The 20,177-nt window shown below is 49.2% G+C and carries 17 protein-coding genes and 1 other RNA gene; 11 read left to right on the top strand and 7 right to left on the bottom strand.

The genetic code is table 11. The features are described 5' to 3' along the window. Positions 1-121: 121 nt before the first annotated feature. Positions 122-1,450 (top strand): ATP-dependent RNA helicase SrmB, encoded by a 1,329-nt coding sequence (gene srmB, locus BM323_RS09120; protein WP_008101533.1) that lies wholly within the window; start codon positions 122-124, stop codon positions 1,448-1,450. Between the two features lie 188 nt (positions 1,451-1,638). Here srmB and grcA read toward each other — a convergent pair whose 3' ends face one another. After that, positions 1,639-2,022 carry an autonomous glycyl radical cofactor GrcA gene (grcA, locus tag BM323_RS09115; protein ID WP_008101535.1) on the bottom strand — a complete coding sequence of 128 codons (384 nt, stop codon included), beginning with the start codon at positions 2,020-2,022 and terminating at the stop codon, positions 1,639-1,641. A gap of 265 nt (positions 2,023-2,287) precedes the next feature. Between grcA and ung the strand changes: the two genes are divergently transcribed. After that, positions 2,288-2,965, top strand: coding sequence for a uracil-DNA glycosylase (gene ung, locus BM323_RS09110; protein WP_008101537.1), 678 nt, complete (start codon positions 2,288-2,290; stop codon positions 2,963-2,965). 47 nt (positions 2,966-3,012) lie between these two features. Here the strand turns inward: ung and grpE are convergent, their stop codons facing one another. Further along, positions 3,013-3,591 carry a nucleotide exchange factor GrpE gene (grpE, locus tag BM323_RS09105; protein ID WP_008101539.1) on the bottom strand — a complete coding sequence of 193 codons (579 nt, stop codon included), beginning with the start codon at positions 3,589-3,591 and terminating at the stop codon, positions 3,013-3,015. 122 nt (positions 3,592-3,713) lie between these two features. Here grpE and nadK point away from each other — a divergent pair, with 122 nt between their 5' ends. The 3 genes from nadK (at position 3,714) to bamE (ending at position 6,874) form a co-directional block, all read left to right on the top strand. Further along, positions 3,714-4,592 (top strand): NAD(+) kinase, encoded by an 879-nt coding sequence (gene nadK, locus BM323_RS09100; protein ID WP_008101540.1) that lies wholly within the window; start codon positions 3,714-3,716, stop codon positions 4,590-4,592. Between the two features lie 85 nt (positions 4,593-4,677). Then, entirely contained in the window at positions 4,678-6,339 is a 1,662-nt protein-coding gene (gene recN / locus BM323_RS09095) for a DNA repair protein RecN (RefSeq protein ID WP_008101542.1), read from the top strand. A gap of 187 nt (positions 6,340-6,526) precedes the next feature. Beyond that, positions 6,527-6,874, top strand: a complete 348-nt coding sequence (gene bamE, locus BM323_RS09090) for an outer membrane protein assembly factor BamE (RefSeq protein WP_008101544.1) — start codon at positions 6,527-6,529, stop codon at positions 6,872-6,874. Between the two features lie 53 nt (positions 6,875-6,927). On the opposite strand, the gene BM323_RS09085 is transcribed toward bamE, so the two are convergent. Beyond that, entirely contained in the window at positions 6,928-7,218 is a 291-nt protein-coding gene (locus BM323_RS09085) for an RnfH family protein (protein WP_008101547.1), read from the bottom strand. Beyond that, positions 7,211-7,645: a type II toxin-antitoxin system RatA family toxin gene (locus BM323_RS09080; RefSeq protein ID WP_008101549.1), complete on the bottom strand. Its 435-nt coding sequence runs from the start codon at positions 7,643-7,645 to the stop codon at positions 7,211-7,213. The genes BM323_RS09085 and BM323_RS09080 overlap by 8 nt, the downstream gene beginning before the upstream one ends. A gap of 159 nt (positions 7,646-7,804) precedes the next feature. Here BM323_RS09080 and smpB point away from each other — a divergent pair, with 159 nt between their 5' ends. From smpB to BM323_RS09065, 3 genes are all read left to right on the top strand, one after another. Next, positions 7,805-8,287: an SsrA-binding protein SmpB gene (gene smpB / locus BM323_RS09075; RefSeq protein ID WP_007886141.1), complete on the top strand. Its 483-nt coding sequence runs from the start codon at positions 7,805-7,807 to the stop codon at positions 8,285-8,287. A gap of 44 nt (positions 8,288-8,331) precedes the next feature. Next, positions 8,332-8,694, top strand: a transfer-messenger RNA (tmRNA) gene (gene ssrA / locus BM323_RS09070). 107 nt (positions 8,695-8,801) lie between these two features. After that, the gene (locus BM323_RS09065; protein ID WP_036647485.1) at positions 8,802-9,656 is read left to right on the top strand and encodes a PA4780 family RIO1-like protein kinase; all 855 of its coding nucleotides are present in this window, start codon (positions 8,802-8,804) and stop codon (positions 9,654-9,656) included. Here BM323_RS09065 and BM323_RS09060 read toward each other — a convergent pair. Then, positions 9,623-10,540, bottom strand: coding sequence for a LysR family transcriptional regulator (locus BM323_RS09060; RefSeq protein WP_008101577.1), 918 nt, complete (start codon positions 10,538-10,540; stop codon positions 9,623-9,625). The two genes, BM323_RS09065 and BM323_RS09060, sit on opposite strands and share 34 nt — an antisense overlap. Positions 10,541-10,646: 106 nt before the next feature. On the opposite strand from BM323_RS09060, the gene BM323_RS09055 reads away from it, so the two are divergent. Further along, positions 10,647-11,966, top strand: coding sequence for a serine hydrolase domain-containing protein (locus BM323_RS09055; RefSeq protein ID WP_008101578.1), 1,320 nt, complete (start codon positions 10,647-10,649; stop codon positions 11,964-11,966). Positions 11,967-12,149: 183 nt separating this feature from the next. Beyond that, positions 12,150-12,506, top strand: coding sequence for a hypothetical protein (locus tag BM323_RS09050; protein ID WP_008101580.1), 357 nt, complete (start codon positions 12,150-12,152; stop codon positions 12,504-12,506). Between the two features lie 68 nt (positions 12,507-12,574). Here the strand turns inward: BM323_RS09050 and BM323_RS09045 are convergent, their stop codons facing one another. Continuing rightward, the gene (locus BM323_RS09045; protein ID WP_091003695.1) at positions 12,575-15,316 is read right to left on the bottom strand and encodes a restriction endonuclease; all 2,742 of its coding nucleotides are present in this window, start codon (positions 15,314-15,316) and stop codon (positions 12,575-12,577) included. A 700-nt stretch (positions 15,317-16,016) separates the two neighbouring features. Between BM323_RS09045 and BM323_RS09035 the strand changes: the two genes are divergently transcribed. Continuing rightward, on the top strand, positions 16,017-16,676 hold the full coding sequence (locus BM323_RS09035; RefSeq protein WP_008101584.1) for an epoxyqueuosine reductase QueH: 660 nt from the start codon (positions 16,017-16,019) through the stop codon (positions 16,674-16,676). Between the two features lie 135 nt (positions 16,677-16,811). Here BM323_RS09035 and mgtA read toward each other — a convergent pair whose 3' ends face one another. Continuing rightward, positions 16,812-19,535, bottom strand: a complete 2,724-nt coding sequence (gene mgtA, locus BM323_RS09030; protein WP_008101586.1) for a magnesium-translocating P-type ATPase — start codon at positions 19,533-19,535, stop codon at positions 16,812-16,814. Positions 19,536-20,177 lie beyond the last annotated feature (642 nt).

Raw genomic sequence — 20,177 nt, 5'->3', positions numbered from 1 at the left:
TTTACTGCCGGAAGTGTAACGTGGTGGCGATGGGAATTCACCTGCGCCTGTAATACCTACACAAACAGATGAAGATTATATTCGTTCTGTCTATAATCAGCGCCCCAAACTGAGGTAGACCATGACCGTAACCACATTCTCCGAACTCGAACTCGACGAAAGCCTGCTACAAGCTTTGCAGGAAAAAGGCTTTACTCGCCCTACTGTTATTCAGGCCGAGACCATTCCTGCCGCGCTGGAAGGCCGTGACGTTCTGGGTTCGGCTCCAACCGGGACGGGGAAAACTGCAGCGTTTTTGCTGCCCGCTTTACAGCATTTGCTCGATTTCCCGCGCAAGAAATCAGGCCCACCACGCATTCTGATCATCACCCCAACGCGCGAACTGGCGATGCAGGTTGCCGATCACGCGCGCGAACTGGCTAAACACACGCATCTGGATATCGCCACCATCACCGGTGGTGTGGCGTATATGAACCATGCCGAAGTGTTCAGCGAAAACCAGGACATCGTTGTCGCGACTACTGGCCGTTTGCTGCAGTACATCAAAGAAGAGAACTTTGACTGCCGCGCAGTAGAAACGCTGATTCTTGATGAAGCTGACCGCATGCTCGATATGGGCTTTGCGCAGGACATCGAAACCATCGCCGCAGAAACCCGCTGGCGCAAACAGACGCTGCTGTTCTCAGCGACGCTGGAAGGCGATCACATCAAAGACTTCGCCGAGCGCTTGCTCAACGAGCCGGTGTTTATTGAAGCCGACCCAAGCAAAAGTGAACGTAAAAAGATTCAGCAATGGTATTACCGCGCCGACGATCTGCAGCATAAAAACAAGCTGCTGATTCACCTGTTGAAACAGCCAGACGCCACGCGCGTCATCGTATTTGTGCGTAAACGTGAGCGCCTACATGAGCTGGTCACCTGGCTTCATGAAGCCGGCATTCGCACCAGCTATCTCGAAGGCGAAATGGTGCAGGTCAATCGTAACGAAGCGATCAAACGTATGAATGATGGCCGCGTTACGGTGATGATTGCCACCGACGTTGCTGCGCGCGGTATCGACATTGACGATATCTCACACGTCATTAACTACGATTTGCCGCGCACCGCCGATACCTATTTGCACCGCATCGGCCGTACCGCGCGTGCAGGCCGTAAAGGTACCGCCATCTCGCTGGTCGAAGCGCATGACCACGTGCTGCTGGGCAAAATCACCCGTTACATCAACGAGCCGTTGAAAGCGCGTGTGATTGATGAGCTGCGTCCAGAAAGCCGTGCGCCAAGTGCCAAAGTGACGGGGAAACCGTCGAAAAAAGCCCTTGCGAAGCGTCAAGAGCGTAAAGAGAAAGAACAAGAGAAACCGCGCGTCAAACAACGCCATCGCGATACCAAAAATGTGGGTAAACGCCGCAAGCCAAGCGGTAGCGATGCACCAGAGTCTGGTGCGGAATAAAACAGCACTCGCTGTAATTAATCGCCTCTTTTGAGGCGATTTTTTTGTTTTAAGCGTAGCGAAAAAGCGCTTTCGCTATCAAACGGCCTCAAGAAGCCTTTCTTTGTCATCAAGCTATATAAAAAAAGCCGCGTCAATCAACATTGGCGCGGCTTGTATTGCTGTGTGTCTTTTCGTCAGCGCTGCAATTACAGGCTTTCGGTGAATGTACGTGTAATCACGTCACGCTGCTGCTCTGGCGTCAGCGCATTAAAGCGTACGGCATAGCCTGATACGCGAATGGTCAACTGCGGATATTTTTCCGGATGATTGACGGCATCTTCCAGCGTTTCGCGGCGCAGCACGTTAACGTTCAGATGCTGACCACCTTCGATACGCACTTGCGGCTTCTGCTCAAGTGGAATTTCACGGTAAGCGATTTCGCCGAGGTCGCTGATAGCAACAACCTGATCTTCCGCGAAATCCCCTTTGGCGCACAGGCAGCGCGCTTCGGCTTTATCATCGTCCAGCAGCCAGAATGAGTTCAACAGCTGTGGATTATTTGCCTGAGTAATTTGAATACCGGTAATCATAGTAGGTCTCCAGGGCTTTACGCTGTCGCAACCGGACAGCGAGGTTCATAAGGTTTTGGAATGCTGTGGTATATCACTGCAAGAAAAGCGCCGTTTTGACCTGTATCAATTTCGTCCAAACGCGATTGAGCGCAGAAATACTAACAACTTGATTCATAACAACTTCACTCGCTAACTTTTTACGTAAATATTCAAATTATTTTTACCCTTCTGCTGTTGAGTTCGACACGTTAAGCTAGGCGCACTATTTTGCAGGGAGTCAATGATGGCTGAGAAGCTGACCTGGCACGACGTGCTGGCTGAAGAGAAAGAGAAACCTTACTTCGTGGAAACGCTGAAAGCGGTGGCCAATGAACGCGCTGCCGGCGTAACGGTGTATCCGCCGCAGAAGGATGTGTTTAATGCCTTTCGGCTGACCGAACTGGGCGATATCAAAGTGGTGATTTTGGGTCAGGATCCTTATCACGGCCCGAATCAGGCGCATGGTCTGGCCTTTTCTGTGCTGCCCGGCGTGGCGATCCCGCCGTCATTACTGAATATGTACAAAGAGCTGGAGCAGGATATGCCCGGCTTTGTGCGCCCTACGCACGGTTTTCTTGAAAGCTGGGCAACGCAAGGCGTGATGCTGTTGAACACCGTGTTAACGGTGGAAGCCAGTAAGGCGCATTCGCACGCGCGCTTTGGCTGGGAAACTTTCACTGATAACGTCATCAGCGCCATCAATCAGCATCGCGAAGGGGTGATTTTCTTGCTGTGGGGATCGCACGCGCAGAAGAAAGGCAGCATCATTGATACGCAACGTCATCATGTGCTGAAAGCGCCGCATCCTTCCCCGCTCTCCGCGCATCGCGGCTTTTTTGGCAGCAAACACTTCTCACAGGCGAATGCGCTGCTGAGCCAATCAGGCCAGTCACCGATTGACTGGATGCCGGTGCTGCCTTGAAAAAACAAACGGCCGCATTAAGCGGCCGTTGTTATTACAGCGACAGATTAGCCTTTGGCTTTGGTCACTGCCACCATCGCCGGACGCAACAGGCGACCGTTGAGGGTGTAACCGCGCTGCATCACCATCAGCACGTGATTTGGCGCCATCTCTTCTGATTCCATCATCGACATCGCCTGATGGATCTCCGGATTGAATGGCACATTGGTTTCGCCAACCACTTCCACGCCAAACTTACGCACCGCGCCCAGCAGCGACTTCAGCGTCAGCTCGATACCTTCAATCATCGAAGCCAGTTCAGCGTTATCTTTGTTTGCGACTTCCAGCGCGCGCTCCAGGCTATCGATCACTGGCAGCAGCTCGTTGGCAAATTTTTCCAGCGCAAATTTATGCGCCTTTTCCACATCCATTTCAGTACGACGACGGATATTCTCGATTTCCGCCTGCGCACGCAGCTGTGCATCACGCACGCCGGTTTGCGACACGGCTAACTCGGCTTCCAGTTGCGCGATACGCTCATCACGCGGATCCACCTCAGCGGTTGTCTCTGCGTCCACGCGCTGCTGATCCTGTTGAATTTCGTCTGAGACTTGCTCGTTTGGGGTGTTCTGTTCTTTACTACTCATGAATTTCTCCGCGTTTTGCACATTCATCTCGCTGGTTGGCTTATTATGGGGATCAGTTTGACGGTTTCAAGTAGACCCATCACATTGCCTGGCCGTTTTGGCTTATAAGGAACTCGCGCTAAATGAACAAACACTTTAACTGCATCGGGATTGTCGGCCATCCGCGCCATCCCACTGCGTTAACCACCCATGAAATGCTCTGGCGCTGGCTTACGGCAAAGGGTTATGAGGTGATTGTCGAGCAGCAGATTGCGCGCGAACTGGATTTGAAAAATGCCGAAACCGGCAGCCTTGCGGATATTGGTCAACGCGCTGATTTAGCGGTTGTAGTAGGTGGCGATGGCAACATGCTTGGTGCTGCCCGCGTGCTGGCGCGCTATGACATCAAAGTAATTGGCATTAACCGTGGCAACCTCGGTTTTCTTACCGATCTCGATCCGGACAACGCGCAGCAGCAGCTGGACGATGTGCTGCAGGGCGATTACTTCGTCGAAAGCCGCTTCTTGCTGGAGGCGCAGGTGTGCAAAGAAGATTGCTCGCCGCGTATTGGCAGCGCCATTAATGAAGTAGTGCTGCATCCCGGTAAAGTCGCGCACATGATTGAATTCGAAGTCTATATTGATGAGGTGTTTGCCTTTTCACAGCGCTCCGATGGTTTGATCATCTCCACGCCAACCGGTTCCACCGCCTATTCGCTCTCGGCTGGCGGCCCCATTCTAACGCCGTCACTGGATGCCATTACGCTGGTCCCGATGTTCCCTCATACGCTCTCAGCGCGCCCGCTGGTGATTAACAGTAGCAGCACCATCCGCCTGCGTTTTTCTTCCCTGCGCAGCGATCTGGAGATCAGCTGTGACAGCCAGATTGCCTTGCCAATTCAGGAAGGTGAAGATGTCCTGATTCGCCGCAGCGCTAATCATCTCAATCTCATCCATCCTAAAAATTACAACTATTTTAATACCCTAAGTTCAAAGCTGGGTTGGTCTAAAAAATTGTTCTGAAAATCAGCACTGACCACTTTACTGTATAAAATACCAGGATATACTGTATGTAAAACCATATCTGTTTTTACATACAGGTGATTCTATGCTGGCACAATTGACCATCAGTAACTTTGCTATCGTTCGTGAACTGGAGATCGACTTTCATCGTGGTATGACGGCGATCACGGGTGAAACCGGCGCAGGTAAATCTATCGCCATCGATGCGCTGGGCCTGTGTTTAGGCGGACGCGCTGAAGCAGATATGGTGCGTCAGGGTGCCAGTCGCGCGGATATCTGCGCCCGCTTCCAACTCAAAGCTTCGCCTTCCGCACAGCGCTGGCTGGTGGAGAATCAACTGGATGAAGGCAATGAGTGTTTGCTGCGTCGTGTGATCAGCGCGGATGGTCGTTCGCGTGGCTTTATCAACGGCACGTCGGTGCCGCTTTCGCAGCTGCGTGAACTCGGTCAATTGTTGATTCAGATTCACGGCCAGCATGCGCATCAGCTGTTGCTCAAATCCGATCACCAAAAACATCTGCTGGATGCTTATGCAGCCCACGATGATTTGCTATCTGAAATGCGCCAGCACTATCAGCGCTGGCATCAGAGTTGCCGCGTGCTGGCGCAGCATCAGCAGCTCTCGCAAGAGCGTGAATCACGTCGCGAGCTGTTGCAATATCAGCTGAAAGAACTCAATGAATTCGCCCCGCAGCTGGGCGAATTCGAACAGATTGATGAAGAGTACAAGCGCCTGGCGAACAGCGGCCAGTTGCTATCCACCAGCCAGCAAGCGCTGCAAATTCTCGCCGATGGTGATGACACCAACCTGCAGAGCCTGCTGTATAGCGCCCGTCACATGCTGGGTGAACTGGTGACGCTGGATAATAAAGTCAGCGGCGTGTTCAATCTGTTGGAGGAAGCCGCAATTCAGCTCAGTGAAGCCAGCGATGAACTGCGTCACTATTGTGAACGTCTGGATCTCGATCCCAATCGCCTGCATGAGCTGGAGCAACGTCTGTCACGTCAGATCGCACTGGCGCGCAAGCATCATGTCTCACCTGAAACCTTGCCGGTGCTTTATCAGCAATTGCTTGATGAAGCGGAACTGCTTTCGCAGCAAGAGAGCGATCAGGAAACCCTGCAATCTGAAGTCGTCGCTCACCATAAAGCCGCGTTAGTCAGTGCTGAAAATCTGCATCAACTGCGTGAACACTCCGCTCAAGAGTTGAGCCAGCTGATTACCCAAAGCATGCGCACGCTGGCAATGCCGCACGGCCAGTTCGCTATCGTGCTGGAGTTCAATGCGGATCAACTCACTGCAGATGGCGCAACGCGCATTGATTTCCGCGTCACGACTAACCCAGGTCAACCGCTCCAGCCGCTGGGCAAAGTGGCATCCGGCGGTGAGCTGTCGCGTATTGCGCTGGCGATTCAGGTGATCACCGCACAGAAAATGGAAACGCCAGCAATGATCTTCGATGAAGTGGATGTCGGTATCAGCGGCCCAACCGCCGCAGTGGTAGGCCAAATGCTGCGTCAGCTAGGCGAGTCAACCCAGGTGATGTGTGTCACGCATCTGCCGCAGGTTGCTGGCTGCGGTCATCAGCACTTCTACGTCAGCAAAGAGACCGATGGCGCGATGACAGAAACCCATATGCAGCCGCTAGATAAACGCGCGCGACTGCAAGAGTTGGCGCGTTTGCTGGGCGGCAGCGAGGTGACGCGCAACACGCTGGCCAACGCTAAAGAACTTTTAGCCGCCTGATACCGCACTTTTTTCCCGGCTGGTGGTCATATGCTTGCTCTGTAGAGGTTTCAAATAGCGAAAAGGTTTATTATCATCGGCAGTTATGTCGTCTGAGTAATAAAGCCTGCCGCAGGCAGAGTTCAGAATTTGATGGCAAAAAAATAGCCTGCTGAAAGGCGTTTGGCCCCAGAAAAGGAATGTATAGATGCGCTGTAAAACGCTGACTGCCGCGGCAGTAGTAATGTTGATGATGACCGCTGGATGTTCCACCCTTGAGCGCGTTGTGTATCGTCCGGATATCAATCAGGGGAATTACCTGGTCGCCAACGATGTGTCGAAGATTCATAACGGCATGACGCAGCAGCAGGTTGCCTACACGCTCGGTACGCCGATGATGCGCGATCCGTTTGGCAGCAACGTTTGGTACTACGTGTTCCGCCAGGAACCAGGTCATGAAAGTGTGAAACAGCAAACCCTGACGCTGACCTTTGATAGCAACGGAACGCTGACCAACATCGACAATAAGCCGAAGCTCGCTGGCAAAGAAGGCTAAGTGAACGGCAATAAAAAAGGCGCTTAAGCGCCTTTTTTAGTTTTTACTTCTGACTATTTCTTTTCAGCTGAACGCTCTGCGCGTTGACGCCGCAACTCTTTCGGATCGGCAATCAGCGGACGATAGATCTCAATGCGATCACCATCCTGCACGACATCAGCCAATTTTACCGGGCGGCTAAAAATCCCGACCTTGTTCGAGTTCAGGTCAATATCTTTACGCAGTGACAGCAAACCCGACGCCTTGATCGCTTGCTCAACGGTTGCACCTTCCTCAAGCGTGACGGCACGCAAATACTGCTTATCCGGCAGTGCGTAAACCACTTCCACGCTGATATCAGGCACGATAAACCTCTTTCGCGCGCTGACTGAACGCCTGCACCATGCTGTTCGCCAGCTCTTTAAAGATGCGGCCAAACGCCATTTCTACCAGCATATTGGTAAACTCAAAATCGAGGTTCAACTCAACTTTGCAGGCATCATCGCCCAATGAGGTGAAATGCCAGCCGCCGGTCAATTTACGAAACGGGCCATCAACCAACTGCATCAATATGCTTTGGTTGCTGATCAGCGTATTGCGTGTGGTGAAAGTTTTACTGATGCCGGCTTTCGAGACATCAACGGCCGCGGTCATTTGATCTCCGCTGTTATCCAGCACGCGACTGCCGGTGCAGCCCGGCAGAAACTGAGGATAAGCATCCACGTCATTCACAAGACGGTACATCTGCTCAGCGCTATAAGGGACCAGCGCTGAACGACTAATCTGGGCCATAATGGTTCCTGTTCATCACAAAACCATTGAATAATACCATTTTCGGTCACCAAACAAAAATTCACGGCTTTGCTTGCTGTGCTAAAATGGAGTGTTTTTTACCGCCCTGCAGGACAGGGGATGCGCCCATAAACTGAGTGATGTAGACTACGCCGCACTATGACAAAGAAAAAAGTTAACAAACCCGGTTCAGCCACTATTGCCCTCAATAAACGCGCACGTCATGAATACTTCATTGAAGAAGAGTTCGAGGCGGGTATGTCGTTACAAGGATGGGAAGTCAAATCACTGCGTGCCGGTAAGGCAAACATCAGCGATAGCTACATTCTGCTGCGCGATGGTGAAGCTTACCTGTTCGGCTCTACTTTCCAGCCGCTAGCGGTGGCTTCAACGCATGTGGTGTGTGATCCCACGCGAAGTCGCAAGCTGCTGCTAAAACAACGCGAACTCGATTCGCTGTATGGTCGCGTTAACCGTGAAGGCTTTACCGTGGTTGCACTGTCGATGTACTGGAAAAATGCCTGGGCCAAACTGAAGATTGGTGTGGCGCGCGGTAAGAAAGAGCACGACAAGCGTGATGACGTTAAAGAGCGCGAATGGAAGATGGATAAAGCACGTATTATGAAGAATTCAAAGCGTTAAGCGCTGGATCTTGACGCCACTTGTCTGTAGTATTGAAATTTCTTGGGGCTGATTCTGGACTCGACGGGATTGTGAAGCCTTAGGAGCATGCCGAGGGGCGGTTTGCCTCGTAAAAAGCCGCAAAAAAATAGTCGCAAACGACGAAAACTACGCTTTAGCAGCTTAATAACCTGCTTTGAAGCCCTCTCTCCCTAGCTTCCGCTCTTAAGACGGGGATCAAGAGAGGTCAAACCCAAAAGAGATCGTGTGGATGCCTTGCCTGGGGTTGAAGCACTAAATCTAATCAGGCTAGTTTGTCAGTGGCGTGTCTGTCCGCAGCTGGCCGGCGAATGTAAAGATTGACTAAGCATGTAGTGCCGACGGTGTAGTAATTTCGGACGCGGGTTCAACTCCCGCCAGCTCCACCAAAATTCTCCATCGGTGATTACCAGAGTCATCCGATGAAGTCCTAAGAGCCCGTATGGCGCAAGCCTTACGGGCTTTTTTGTATCTGGACTCTTTCAAGGCGACTCGCATGAAAATCCCAAACCGACTCCAGCCTCTCGTCGATGATGGCTTGGTTGATGAAGTACTACAGAGACTAAGAAGCGGCAAAGAAGCTGACGTTTATACCGTGTTAACGGGCGGCAAAATCCAATGTGCCAAAGTGTACAAGGACGCCACGCAACGAAGTTTTAAGCAGGCCGTGCATTATCAGGAAGGACGTAAAGTCCGTAACAGCCGTAATTCACGTGCGATGCAAAAAGGGTCGAAATTCGGGCGTAAGCAGCAAGAAGAGACCTGGCAAAGCGCCGAAGTTGATGCGTTATTCCGCCTGGCAAATGCCGGCGTACGCGTCCCACAGCCCTATATTTGCATCGACGGCGTATTGTTGATGGAGCTGGTCACAGACGCAGAAGGCCTGGTTGCGCCACGCCTGAGCGATGTGTTCCTCTCCGAAGAGAACGCCATGAAGGATTTCGATACCATGATCCGCAATATCGTGCGCATGCTGTGCGCCGGTATTGTTCATGGCGATCTGTCGGAATTCAACGTGCTACAGGATGCCAACGGACCGGTCATTATCGACTTGCCGCAAGCTGTTGATGCCGCGGCAAACAATCACGCGGAATCGATGTTTGAGCGCGATGTAAATAACATCACCGCCTATTACGGGCAATACGCTCCGCAGATTTTGCAAACGCGCTATGCGAAAGAGATCTGGCAGTTATATGAAGACGGAAAGCTGACGCCAGAAACGCCGCTTACCGGTCTCTTCGTAGAAGAGTTGCATGAAGTGGATATGAATTCGCTGATGGATGAGATCATCGCCGCCGAAGATGAGTTCTACGATCGTCAGCGCGCCGCTAAAGAACGCGATGAAGAGTAGATGCGGCTCCACAGCTCGGGCAGGCTGGCAATAAACGCTTCGGCTATCGCATGTTTATTGCCCCCCGGATTCCATAACGTTACCAGCGTAACATTCAATCCCTGATTGCCAACTTCGGTGGGCAATAGTTGCACATTGCGCCACTGCTGAGCCTGAAAATGCATCGGCAGGAATCCCCAACCCGCACTACTTTCCAGCAAATGTTGCAGGATGGCGCGATCGTTAACGAACAGGGATTTGCCAGAAATTTGCAGGCGTCGGCTAATCTGTTCATCGTGGTGTGGATGCATAACCAACTGCGGAATCAGTGACAGATTGAGCAGCGTCACCGGCCGCGGCTGATCGCGAAACAGCGTGCGGGCGGCGAAAAAATTAAGTTCGATGGTGCCCAGCGCCTGCCATTCCATCTCATTTCCCAACGTACGGTGCTGCGCCTGGCAGATAGCAACATGCGCCGTCCCACTTTTGAGCGCCGCTTCAGCCTCATCACGCGTACCACTCCATGCGTTAAAACGGATGTTTTTCTCAGCCATGTATTCAATCACCGCGTGAAGAAAAGCGTGCGGAACGAAAGGATCGTAAACCAGCACCAGTTCCTGCTTGACGGCAGCAGGCAATGCGCGCGCATAGGATTCAAATGCCTGCGCCTGACGCAGAAAAAGATGCGCCTGACGATGCAGCTGTTGACCTTTCTCCGTTAGCAGCAACCTGCGCCCTTCCCGTAAGAAAAGCGTGTAACCCAACGCATCTTCAAGATAATCCAGCAAGTCACGCACCGTGGTGCGATCCTTCCCCAGCAACAGGGCAGCTTTCGAGACGCTGCCGGTTTCAGCAATCGTGGCAAAGGCTTCAATTTGCGAAAAAGAGTAGCGCAACGCGGTCATAGCAGACTCCATAATTTAGAGGGTTTTTCCCCCATTGAGTGATTTTATCAGGGGATTAACCATTCATATACTGTTGCTTATTCACTCCTCACGCGCAGAGAAAAAAATGCATAAACGTCTTTTACAACCGATCCTGTTGGCTGCATCGTTAAGCGCGATCGCCCTTTCCTTCTCCTCGCACTCCTTAGCGGCGGAAACACAGAATTGCGGTGGCGTAATGCTGCAATCTTGCCCGCAGCCTTTTGATAAAAAGCTGCCGAATCCGCATCAGATGCTGAGCTGGAGCCAGGCCGATCGCGTGGTGGGATTCCGCAATGATTACCGCAACTACGCGGGCGATGTATTTCATCATGGCGATTCAACGCCATTGAAAGCCGCCAGCAAGCCGCTGACCGATGCTTCTTACACCTTTAACGGCGAACGCTATTCATTGTCCGATTACCTGAAACGGGAAAATGTCAGCGGCATGCTGGTGCTGAAGAACGGGAAAATTGCCTATAAGTATCTTGGCGCAGGCAATACCGACCAGACATTATGGACGTCTCGTTCAGTGGGCAAATCGGTGGTTTCCACGCTGGTAGGTATCGCCATCAAGCAAGGTAAAATCCATTCGCTTGACGATCGGGTGACGGATTACGAACCAGATCTCAAAGGCAGCGCCTGGGATGGCGTCACGCTGAAGCAATTGATCCAGCACACTTCCGGTGTTGCCTGGAACGAGGATTACACCAATCCCAACTCTGACTTTGCGCATCTGACACAGTGTGAAGCGCGACCTGGCACCTACGATTGCGTGCGCAATATCATCAAACAGCTGCATCGCGCACATCCGGCGGGAGAATCCTGGTCGTACTCATCCGGCGGTGCGTGGTTGCTCGGCGATGTGCTGGAGAAAGCGACCGGCATGTCAATCGCCTCCTGGCTGGAGCAATCCATCTGGAAGCCTTACGGCATGGCCAGCGATGGCGTGTGGCATGCCTATGCCAAAGGCCAGCACGACGTGGGCGCGCATGGTTTTAACGCCACGCTGGAAGATTGGGGCCGCTTCGGCTTGTTCATCATGAATGATGGTCGTTTGCCAAATGGTCAGCAGATATTGCCCGATCACTGGCTGGATGATGCATCCAACTGGACGCAGGCAAGTAACTCGGTATCCGCCGCTCATCCTGAAGGCACCTATGGCTATCAGTGGTGGAACAACGCGGTTGCCGCCAATGCGCAACATGTCGCTCCAACCGCCGATAAAGCGTTGAAAAATTCCCTGTGGGCGCTGGGAATTTATGGTCAGGTGATTATGGTGAACCGTGCTGAAAACCTGGTGATCGTGCAATGGTCAACCTGGCCGGAAGCTGAACCTAAGATGAATGCTCAGCCACTTGAAGCGGCGTTAATGTATAGCGCGATTGCGCAGCAGTTGGCAGATTAATGCTAAGGGGGCCACCGTTAAGGTGGCTCCCTTCACTCTCTGCAACAACCTAAAATGCTATCTGGTGTCGATTTAACCAACGAAACTAGACCTTTTTCATTCCTGGTTTATTCTTAAATCTTTCCATCCCGGCCTATGCCAGGATGAATACCTGAGACGACATATTTCATGAAAGAGGGAATTATGAAAAAGACCATTATTGCACTGTCTGCCATTCTGATGGCTTCTTCGGCTTTTGCCGCGACCACACATGCAACTGATGAGACTGTCGCTAACGCGCAGGCCGGTGCTAACACCGCTAAAGAAAAACTGCATCAGGCGCAGAACGAAGGTAAAGAGCAGCAGCTCAAAGCCAAGCATGCCGCTGAAGGTAAAAGCGACAGCATGACCAGCAAAGCCAGCGAAGGTACGCAGAAAGCCTGGAACAAAACCAAAGAAGGTTCTGAGAAAGGTTGGGATGCCACTAAAGAAGGCACGCAGAAAGGCTGGAATAAAACCAAAGAAGGTGCCAGCGATCTGAAGAAGAAAGTGACTGAATAAACTATTAAAGTAGTTAATTATGTAAAAGGCTGTGAATTCAGCCTTTTACTTTTAAAGACAACATCTAGCTATAATTTATCTAACGAAAAATTTCGATACCGCATTAATGCATATACATATCGTAATATTGTATCTAATTTCCAAGTACGCCCTAATTCTTCTGCAAGTGTTGTACCCAACGTCTTTTTATCATCCTCACCAAATTTATTTACATAAGAATTAAGGATCTTCATTGCTGGTGAATCCGAAACTAAGCGAGCCAGTACGCGTTCAACACTGCTGTGTTGTAACATTGAATCGACTTTAGGATTGATAATAACCTGATCATCTTTTCTAAAGCAGAAACTTAATGCAACAAGGTCTTGAATAGCATTCCTATATTTATTTTCCTTAATGTAGTTATAATCCATGTTTTTATTGTCATATAGATACTTTGCTACCTCAGATGTTTTCTCAGGAGTTGTTGCTGCTAGGAAAAGAGACCCGCGTCTATTTTTAACACCTCGTTTCTCTAAATCAACCACACCAAAAGCAGGCGATGCCAGTTCGCCATCATATATAACAACTGACTGTCCTATTACAGAGACTAGGCCTGTATATTGCAACCATGCCAAAAAGCGAGAATTGTATCCCTTCGGATAACTCCCATCTTTATTAAGATATGTGTTTTTTATTACTTCCTCATATTGCTTTATATTAACCCTTTTTAAGTCAGCATCTTCAACATGCTCAAGAAGGTTTAGATATACACTATGACTGTTAAAATGCTCCCTTAAAAATTCAGGCAACGAATTGATGCTATCTCTAGATAAAATATCACCCTTAGCGTTTCTGTCGATCAATACAAAATACTGCAAATCCATAATAACATTAGCGAGAGTCCCCCTTGTGTAATTCAGTCGTTTTTGCAATGCATCCACGCTGATTTTTTTGAATAAGTTTATTACATTTAATATTGATGATATCATCTTTGGCGAGTTTGACGGCATATACGACCAAGGTATTACTGGTAACGCATTACCTTTTAAATAATCTCTAAAAACATCCCAGTAAACTGATAACTTTTCGCCTGTTTTTATTATCATCCTATCTGATATCAAATTTAAAACCGTATCACTACCAAAATCTTTAGTTGTTTCATACTGGCTAACTGGTGAATTTTTAGCTACAAATCTAAGACAAGCATTTTGTTTTTCAGGCCTATCCAAATCTTCATAAAATAAATTAGATATTTGAAGTTGACTCACTAACATCTGATCTTGAGATATACCACCCTTCAGTTTTTTGAAAACATGAATGCACAATTTTTTCAACAGCCAAGGATATCCCTGAGCTTGCTGTATCAATCTGGTCCGCAATGGTTTTTTTAACTTAAATCCAGTAGTTAGTTCAAAGCCACTTATTAATTTCGAAGAATCTTTAAGTTCGAATTGCTCAAGTCTCTTTTCAACCCTATAATCTTTCAAATTATTCCACATGGAATATGCTGGATTTTCATCTCCTAATGTAATACCAGTTCTCCAGGAAAAACCGACCACAATATTGCTTTGCAAAGCTGACACATCTAAACCAAATCTTTCAAATGCTTTAAATAACCCAAAAAGTTCCTCTTTCATAAAAACTTCTTCAAATTGATCAAAGAAGATAGTCAAAACCTTTTCATTATCTTCTAAATACCTCATACACTCTTTGAAGCTTTCTGAGCTAGTAATATCAGCAATATTTTCAATAATAAATTCTTTATTATATTTTATGAAACCTTCATTAATTGCCATATTGAATGCTTTAACAACAGCTTCAGCCACAAACCTTCCGCCTCTTGCTGATCTAACATCTACTGATGCTAAAAAAAACTTATTTCTCCATTTTATATTTTTAAATCTTGATGAAAGCATTGCAATTAATGATGATTTACCATTCCCCGACCTGCCGACTAGTGAAAGAACTCGGCTTTTAAACTCTCCAATCCTAACACCATCTAGATAATCCCATATTTCTTTCTGAACGGTATCTCGGCCAACAAAATCCTTGGGCCTACAAGGTTTATAATCCATCAAATCATCAGCAAGTATAATATCGCTTACAATTTCCTTCTCATACGACTCAGATAGAATAATATTATTCTTTTTCAGCTCAGGTTGAGACAAATAAAAATAATCAGTAATTTCAAGTCCTTCAAAAAAACCTTGTTCCCTCATTATCTCACTTAACTTTGAGATTGATGGATGAGTTTTCATTTCATCTACTGCAAAAGGGACTAGACGTATAGGACTGCCGTTTTCAGATTCCTGAAGCAGCCAAGTCATTTCCACTTCAGGATGAACAAGAAGGGAAGCACTTGTATATTTTGCAGGGATTTTTTCAGATGGAAAATCTTCTACTTTTCCAGTTGCTAAAATTGACTTGAGAATTTCTTTCTTATCGAAAAAAGAATAATCAATTCTCTCATCCATTCTAAAGTCTTCAAGAGTTGATTGTGCATCTTTACCTAAGTCTGAAATAGAAAAAAGCGCTATCTTTTTGACTTTTGCTCTGAATGACTGAGAAAAAGCCAAGTCCACTATTGATGAGTCGATTTTTTGCTGCATGAACTTACACTCTACATAAAGCTTCTCATTCGAAGGCGTATGCGTAGCTTGAATATCAATTTCCATTCCAGACTTTCTAACTTCCATTCCATCAATTCTGAAAGATTGCCGACGTAAAATATCTGCGCAAAAACTTTCAAAAAACTTTCCTTTCATTGTAGAGGAGTAATTCTTGGGGACACATACAATTAAATCTTTATTCAGTGGTAAGGGTCTACTCATAAATACTCCTTTTGAATTAATTAAAACTTCCGTTTTTAATAAAAATAAACAATTACAAAGCTAATTAAAAAAGCCTTCTAATGAAGGTAAAAAAGCGAGAACGACATCAAGTCACATATTGATACACATTTAATTCCAATGTCAAACTTAGGAAGGAAAAAATAGAACCACTCCCACACAAAGAAAAAAACACCAACATAAAACAAAATGGCAATATAATAATCCTTAAAACACTAAATCTTCAGAGCCCAAACCCACCACGTGGAATTTCACTGACGCCTTAACGTAAACATTCCATCAGCAGTTCCCTTATAAAATCATTACCATCTAACTCCATTCTAAGTGCGTCAGATAAAAACGAAAATTCCCGCAAAAAAACCATCTCGTATAAACGAGATCAAATTACCGAATATAATGAATCGACAACCAAATTTACCACAAATTTACTGTCCTTTTTTGAGATGAATTCAAGACAATTAATGACAAGAGAAATATATCACCTAAATAAGATAGCGATTTTTTATCAGATTAAAATAAAGCATTTTGATTACTCGAATTTACAACACACTTACGGAACGCAATCACAGCTAATTGATATAATTATGAAGAAAAAATATCTTTATTTTACGTTTCCTCAACTTTGCATCTTCAGCGCTATCCCCTTAGACTTTACGCAACACTCCATTAACCACTAAATCTTATGTCTGACACTTTTACCCGCCAGCCGCTGCCCTTACCCAACGGTCACAACAAGGTGCTGTTGCACTCCTGCTGTGCGCCCTGCTCGGGCGAAGTGATGGAAGCGATGCTGGCTTCCGGCATCGATTACACCATCTTCTTCTACAATCCGAACATTCATCCGCTGAAAGAGTACGAGCTGCGTAAAGAGGAGAACATCCGTTTTGCCGAGCAGTTTGGCGTGCCCTTTGTCGATGCCGATTACGACAAAGATAACTGGTTTGAGCGGGCGCGCGGCATGGAGTGGGAACCGGAACGTGGCGTGCGCTGCACCATGTGTTTCGACATGCGCTTTGAACGCACCGCGCTGTATGCACATGAAAACGGCTTCCCGGTGATCACCAGTTCACTCGGTATATCGCGCTGGAAGAATATGCAGCAAATCAACGACTGCGGCGTGCGTGCTGCGGCGCACTATCCCGATATGCTTTATTGGGAGTTTAACTGGCGTAAAGGTGGTGGCTCGTCACGCATGATTGAGATCAGCAAGCGCGAACGCTTCTATCAGCAAGAGTATTGCGGCTGCATCTATTCACTGCGCGACAGCAATCGCCATCGCGTAGCCAGCGGCCGCGAGCGCATTGAGATCGGCGTGCAGTATTACCAGCCAGACGAAGAGTAAAGAAAAGGGCAGGAAATCCTGCCCTTCTTCGCGTTAACGAAACACCAGCGTTAACACCACGATGACGATCATCATCAGTATCAGGTGAAACACCACCTTATTGAGATTGCGGTTACGCATTTCGCCTCCATGTGTTTAAAACCACTGACCAAAGCGCTTGATGTAGAGCATTTTCATGCCCTGCGCGACCACGCAATATCCGAGCAGCGTTGCCACCAGCCATGGGAAGTAAGACCACGGCAGCGGCACCAATCCCACCATCGCACCCAGCGGTGAGAACGGCAGCAGAATGCCGGCGATCATCACACACGCAGTGGTCAACAACACCGGCAGCGCTGCACGGCTCTGGATAAACGGAATCTTTTGCGTGCGCAGCATGTGCACCACCAGCGTCTGCGACAGCAGGCCTTCAATAAACCAGCCGGACTGGAACAGTGACTGCATTTCTGGCGTATTCGCCGCGAACACGTACCACATCAGTGCGAAGGTGGTGATATCGAAAATCGACGACGTTGGCCCAATCCACAGCATAAAGCGTTTGATATTACGCGCGTCCCATTTACGCGGTTTGCGCAGGAACTCGCGGTCCATTTTGTCCCATGGCAGCGCCAACTGGGACAGATCGTACATCAGGTTCTGAATAAGCAGATGTATCGCCAGCATCGGCAGGAACGGAATAAAGGCGCTCGCCACCAACACCGAGAACACGTTGCCGAAGTTAGAGCTGGCGGTCATGTTCAGGTACTTGATGATGTTGCCGAAGGTTTCGCGTCCCTTCATTACGCCCTCTTCCAACACCATCAAATCTTTTTCCAGCAGGATGATATCGGAGGACTCTTTGGCGATATCCGCCGCGCTATCAACGGAAATCCCGACATCGGCATCACGCAGTGCCGGCGCATCATTAATCCCGTCGCCGAGGAAGCCAACGGTGTGGGCTTGCTGCTGCAGCGCGCGCAGGATGCGTGATTTCTGCAGCGGCGTGAGTTTAGCGAATACTGAACTCTGCGCGGCGGCTTCTGCCAGCTGCTCGTCGCTCATCAGGGCAATCTGGTCGCCGGTGATGATGGCGCCGCTGTCGATGCCAACCTGCTGGCAAATGCGCGCGGTGACCACCGGATTATCGCCGGTCAGCACTTTGACGCTGACGCCATTGTCGCGCAGCGCGCTGATGGCTTTGGCGGCGCTCTCTTTCGGTGGATCGAGGAAAGTCAGCAGCCCTTCAACCGTTAATCCTTGCTCATCCGCCACGCTCAGCGGCTGTTGTAAACCCGGCTCCGCCAGCACGCGGCTCGCCACCAGCAGCACGCGGAAACCCTGCTCATTGTATTGATGTGCCAACGCCAGCAGTTCTGCCCGACGCGTTTCGTTCAGCGGCTGCACCAGTTTGCCTTCACGCTCGGCAGTCGCGATGCTCAGCATCTCTTCCACCGCGCCTTTGCAGATCAGCATTTGTTGATTGAGACGACGATCGCGCACCACCACCGAGACGCGACGGCGAATGAAATCAAACGGCAGTTCATCCACTTTGATATAGGTATCGCCTACCGCCTCGCTGACGCGGTTTTTGCCGTACTGCAAAATGGCGCGATCCATCAGATTCAGCGTACCGCTTTGATAATGGCTGTTGAGCCAGCTCAGCATCAGCACGCGTGAGTTCTCCACGCCAGCACAATCCAGATGATGCTCCAGAATGATGTTGTCCTGCGTCAGCGTGCCGGTTTTGTCGGTGCAGAGAATATCCATCGCGCCGAGGTTTTGAATCGCATTCAGGCGTTTGACGATCACTTTACGCCGTGACATGGCGATGGCGCCTTTCGCCAGGTTGGAGCTGACGATCATCGGCAACATTTCAGGCGTTAAACCTACCGCCACCGCCAGCGCAAACAGTGACGCGTCAAGCCAGTCACCTTTGGTTAGGCCATTAATCAGCAGCACTATCGGCACCATCACCAGCATGAAGCGGATCAGCAGCCAGCTCACGCTGTTTACACCACGATCAAAAGCGGTTTGTGAGCGGTTACCAACAATCGATTTCGCCAGGCTGCCGAAGTAGGTTTCACTGCCGGTTGCCACCACTACCGCTTTCGCGCTGCCGCTGGACACATTGGTGCCCATCAGGCAAACGCTACCCAGTTCCAGCAGCGATGTGCCTTGTTCGCTGGCCCCGCTGCTTTTGCTGGTGACATGGCCGGTGACGTCATATTTCTCAACCGGTAACGATTCGCCGGTCAAAATCGCCTGGCTGATAAACAGATCGCGTGAATCCAGCAGCCGTACATCGGCTGGCACCAAATCTCCCGCCGACAGATAGATGATGTCGCCCGGCACCAGCGTGGCGATATCGACTTCCTGTTTGAGCGGCGCTTGCTGCGCTGACTCACGACGCAGCACCGTTGCGGTGGTGCGCACCATTGATTTCAGCGCCTGCGCCGCTTTGTTGGTGCGGAACTCCTGCCAGAAGCGCAGCAAACCGCTGAGCGTTACCATCGTCACAATGATGATGACACCGGTCAGATCGGTCTCCTCGCCGTTGCGCAGCGGCAGCCAGAAATCAGTGAAAAAGCTCACCAACGCCAGCGCCATCAGGACATAGATAAACGGATTGTTGAACGCCTGTAGCAACTGCAATAACGCCGGTGGCGCTTTGTCGTGCTCAACCTGATTGCGGCCATAGACGCCTAAACGTGCCTCGGCTTCACGTTCACTCAGACCAAGGGCATCGCTGCGCAGACGCACCAGCGTTTCATCGGCAGTGAAACCGGCTTCATCTTCAATCAGGTAACGAGGTGTTTTTTGACGCGGCTGGCGCGTGGTATTCCAGGCCTTTTTTTCCTGGTTGAGTTTCATGTCAGTCATAGTGACATTCCTCTTTATTACGGCAATAAAAATCCCTGCATGCGTGGCACACAAATTAAATTAACGGCAATGCGTTTTTTAAATTAAAAATAACCTGTCGGGAATTTCCATATCACCTCCCGGAAATTAAAGACGAAAAGAGTCGCTCGCAAAATAACGAGTAATAAATAAAGACGAAGGTAAACACCACGCAATCGAACAGCGAAAAGCTGTCTAATGCGCAGCGCAAATCAGCACGCTGGGGTTCAGCGCGCGTATCGAGGCGGAGGGAAAAGTGTGTTAAAAATCATGTGCATGATGATATTCCCACGGGCTTTGGCCCGTTACAGTGTCGTTTTAAGGGAACAATCATCAGAAAAGGGAGGATTGCTGCCCGCCAGGGTGGCAAGCAGCGACAAAAAAATTCGCGCGTCAGCTTGCCTTGTGATGCCAACTAAAAGGGTGACTGTCCAACTGAACTCTCCTGCTTTGAAATTGCGGCCATTATATTCCCGGAAGGAACGAAGTAAAGTTAATTATTGGTTAATCACAGATCATTTATATTTCGTTGCAGTTGAGTTGATATAAGAATTATTGGTCGCCATGAATGGCGACCCTACGATGGCCATGCAACCTTCAACCCTTATAACTGAACCACCCGAC

The sequence above is a fragment of the Pantoea sp. YR525 genome, assembly GCF_900116775.1.
In the GTDB taxonomy this organism is placed as follows: Bacteria; Pseudomonadota; Gammaproteobacteria; order Enterobacterales; family Enterobacteriaceae; genus Pantoea; species Pantoea symbiotica.
The sequence above is the reverse complement of the archived record's forward strand: the minus strand, read 5'-3'. Positions and strand labels throughout refer to the sequence as shown.

Bases quoted from the DNA above. Each gene is read 5' to 3' on its own strand.
- ung (WP_008101537.1), top strand. From the start codon at position 2,288: ATGGCTGAGAAGCTGACCTGGCACGACGTGCTGGCTGAAGAGAAAGAG.
- nadK (WP_008101540.1), top strand. From the start codon at position 3,714: ATGAACAAACACTTTAACTGCATCGGGATTGTCGGCCATCCGCGCCAT.
- BM323_RS09045 (WP_091003695.1), bottom strand. From the start codon at position 15,316: ATGAGTAGACCCTTACCACTGAATAAAGATTTAATTGTATGTGTCCCC.
- bamE (WP_008101544.1), top strand. From the start codon at position 6,527: ATGCGCTGTAAAACGCTGACTGCCGCGGCAGTAGTAATGTTGATGATG.
- grcA (WP_008101535.1), bottom strand. From the start codon at position 2,022: ATGATTACCGGTATTCAAATTACTCAGGCAAATAATCCACAGCTGTTG.
- srmB (WP_008101533.1), top strand. From the start codon at position 122: ATGACCGTAACCACATTCTCCGAACTCGAACTCGACGAAAGCCTGCTA.
- BM323_RS09065 (WP_036647485.1), top strand. From the start codon at position 8,802: ATGAAAATCCCAAACCGACTCCAGCCTCTCGTCGATGATGGCTTGGTT.
- BM323_RS09055 (WP_008101578.1), top strand. From the start codon at position 10,647: ATGCATAAACGTCTTTTACAACCGATCCTGTTGGCTGCATCGTTAAGC.
- recN (WP_008101542.1), top strand. From the start codon at position 4,678: ATGCTGGCACAATTGACCATCAGTAACTTTGCTATCGTTCGTGAACTG.
- BM323_RS09060 (WP_008101577.1), bottom strand. From the start codon at position 10,540: ATGACCGCGTTGCGCTACTCTTTTTCGCAAATTGAAGCCTTTGCCACG.
- BM323_RS09035 (WP_008101584.1), top strand. From the start codon at position 16,017: ATGTCTGACACTTTTACCCGCCAGCCGCTGCCCTTACCCAACGGTCAC.
- mgtA (WP_008101586.1), bottom strand. From the start codon at position 19,535: ATGACTGACATGAAACTCAACCAGGAAAAAAAGGCCTGGAATACCACG.
- BM323_RS09050 (WP_008101580.1), top strand. From the start codon at position 12,150: ATGAAAAAGACCATTATTGCACTGTCTGCCATTCTGATGGCTTCTTCG.
- grpE (WP_008101539.1), bottom strand. From the start codon at position 3,591: ATGAGTAGTAAAGAACAGAACACCCCAAACGAGCAAGTCTCAGACGAA.
- smpB (WP_007886141.1), top strand. From the start codon at position 7,805: ATGACAAAGAAAAAAGTTAACAAACCCGGTTCAGCCACTATTGCCCTC.
- BM323_RS09080 (WP_008101549.1), bottom strand. From the start codon at position 7,645: ATGGCCCAGATTAGTCGTTCAGCGCTGGTCCCTTATAGCGCTGAGCAG.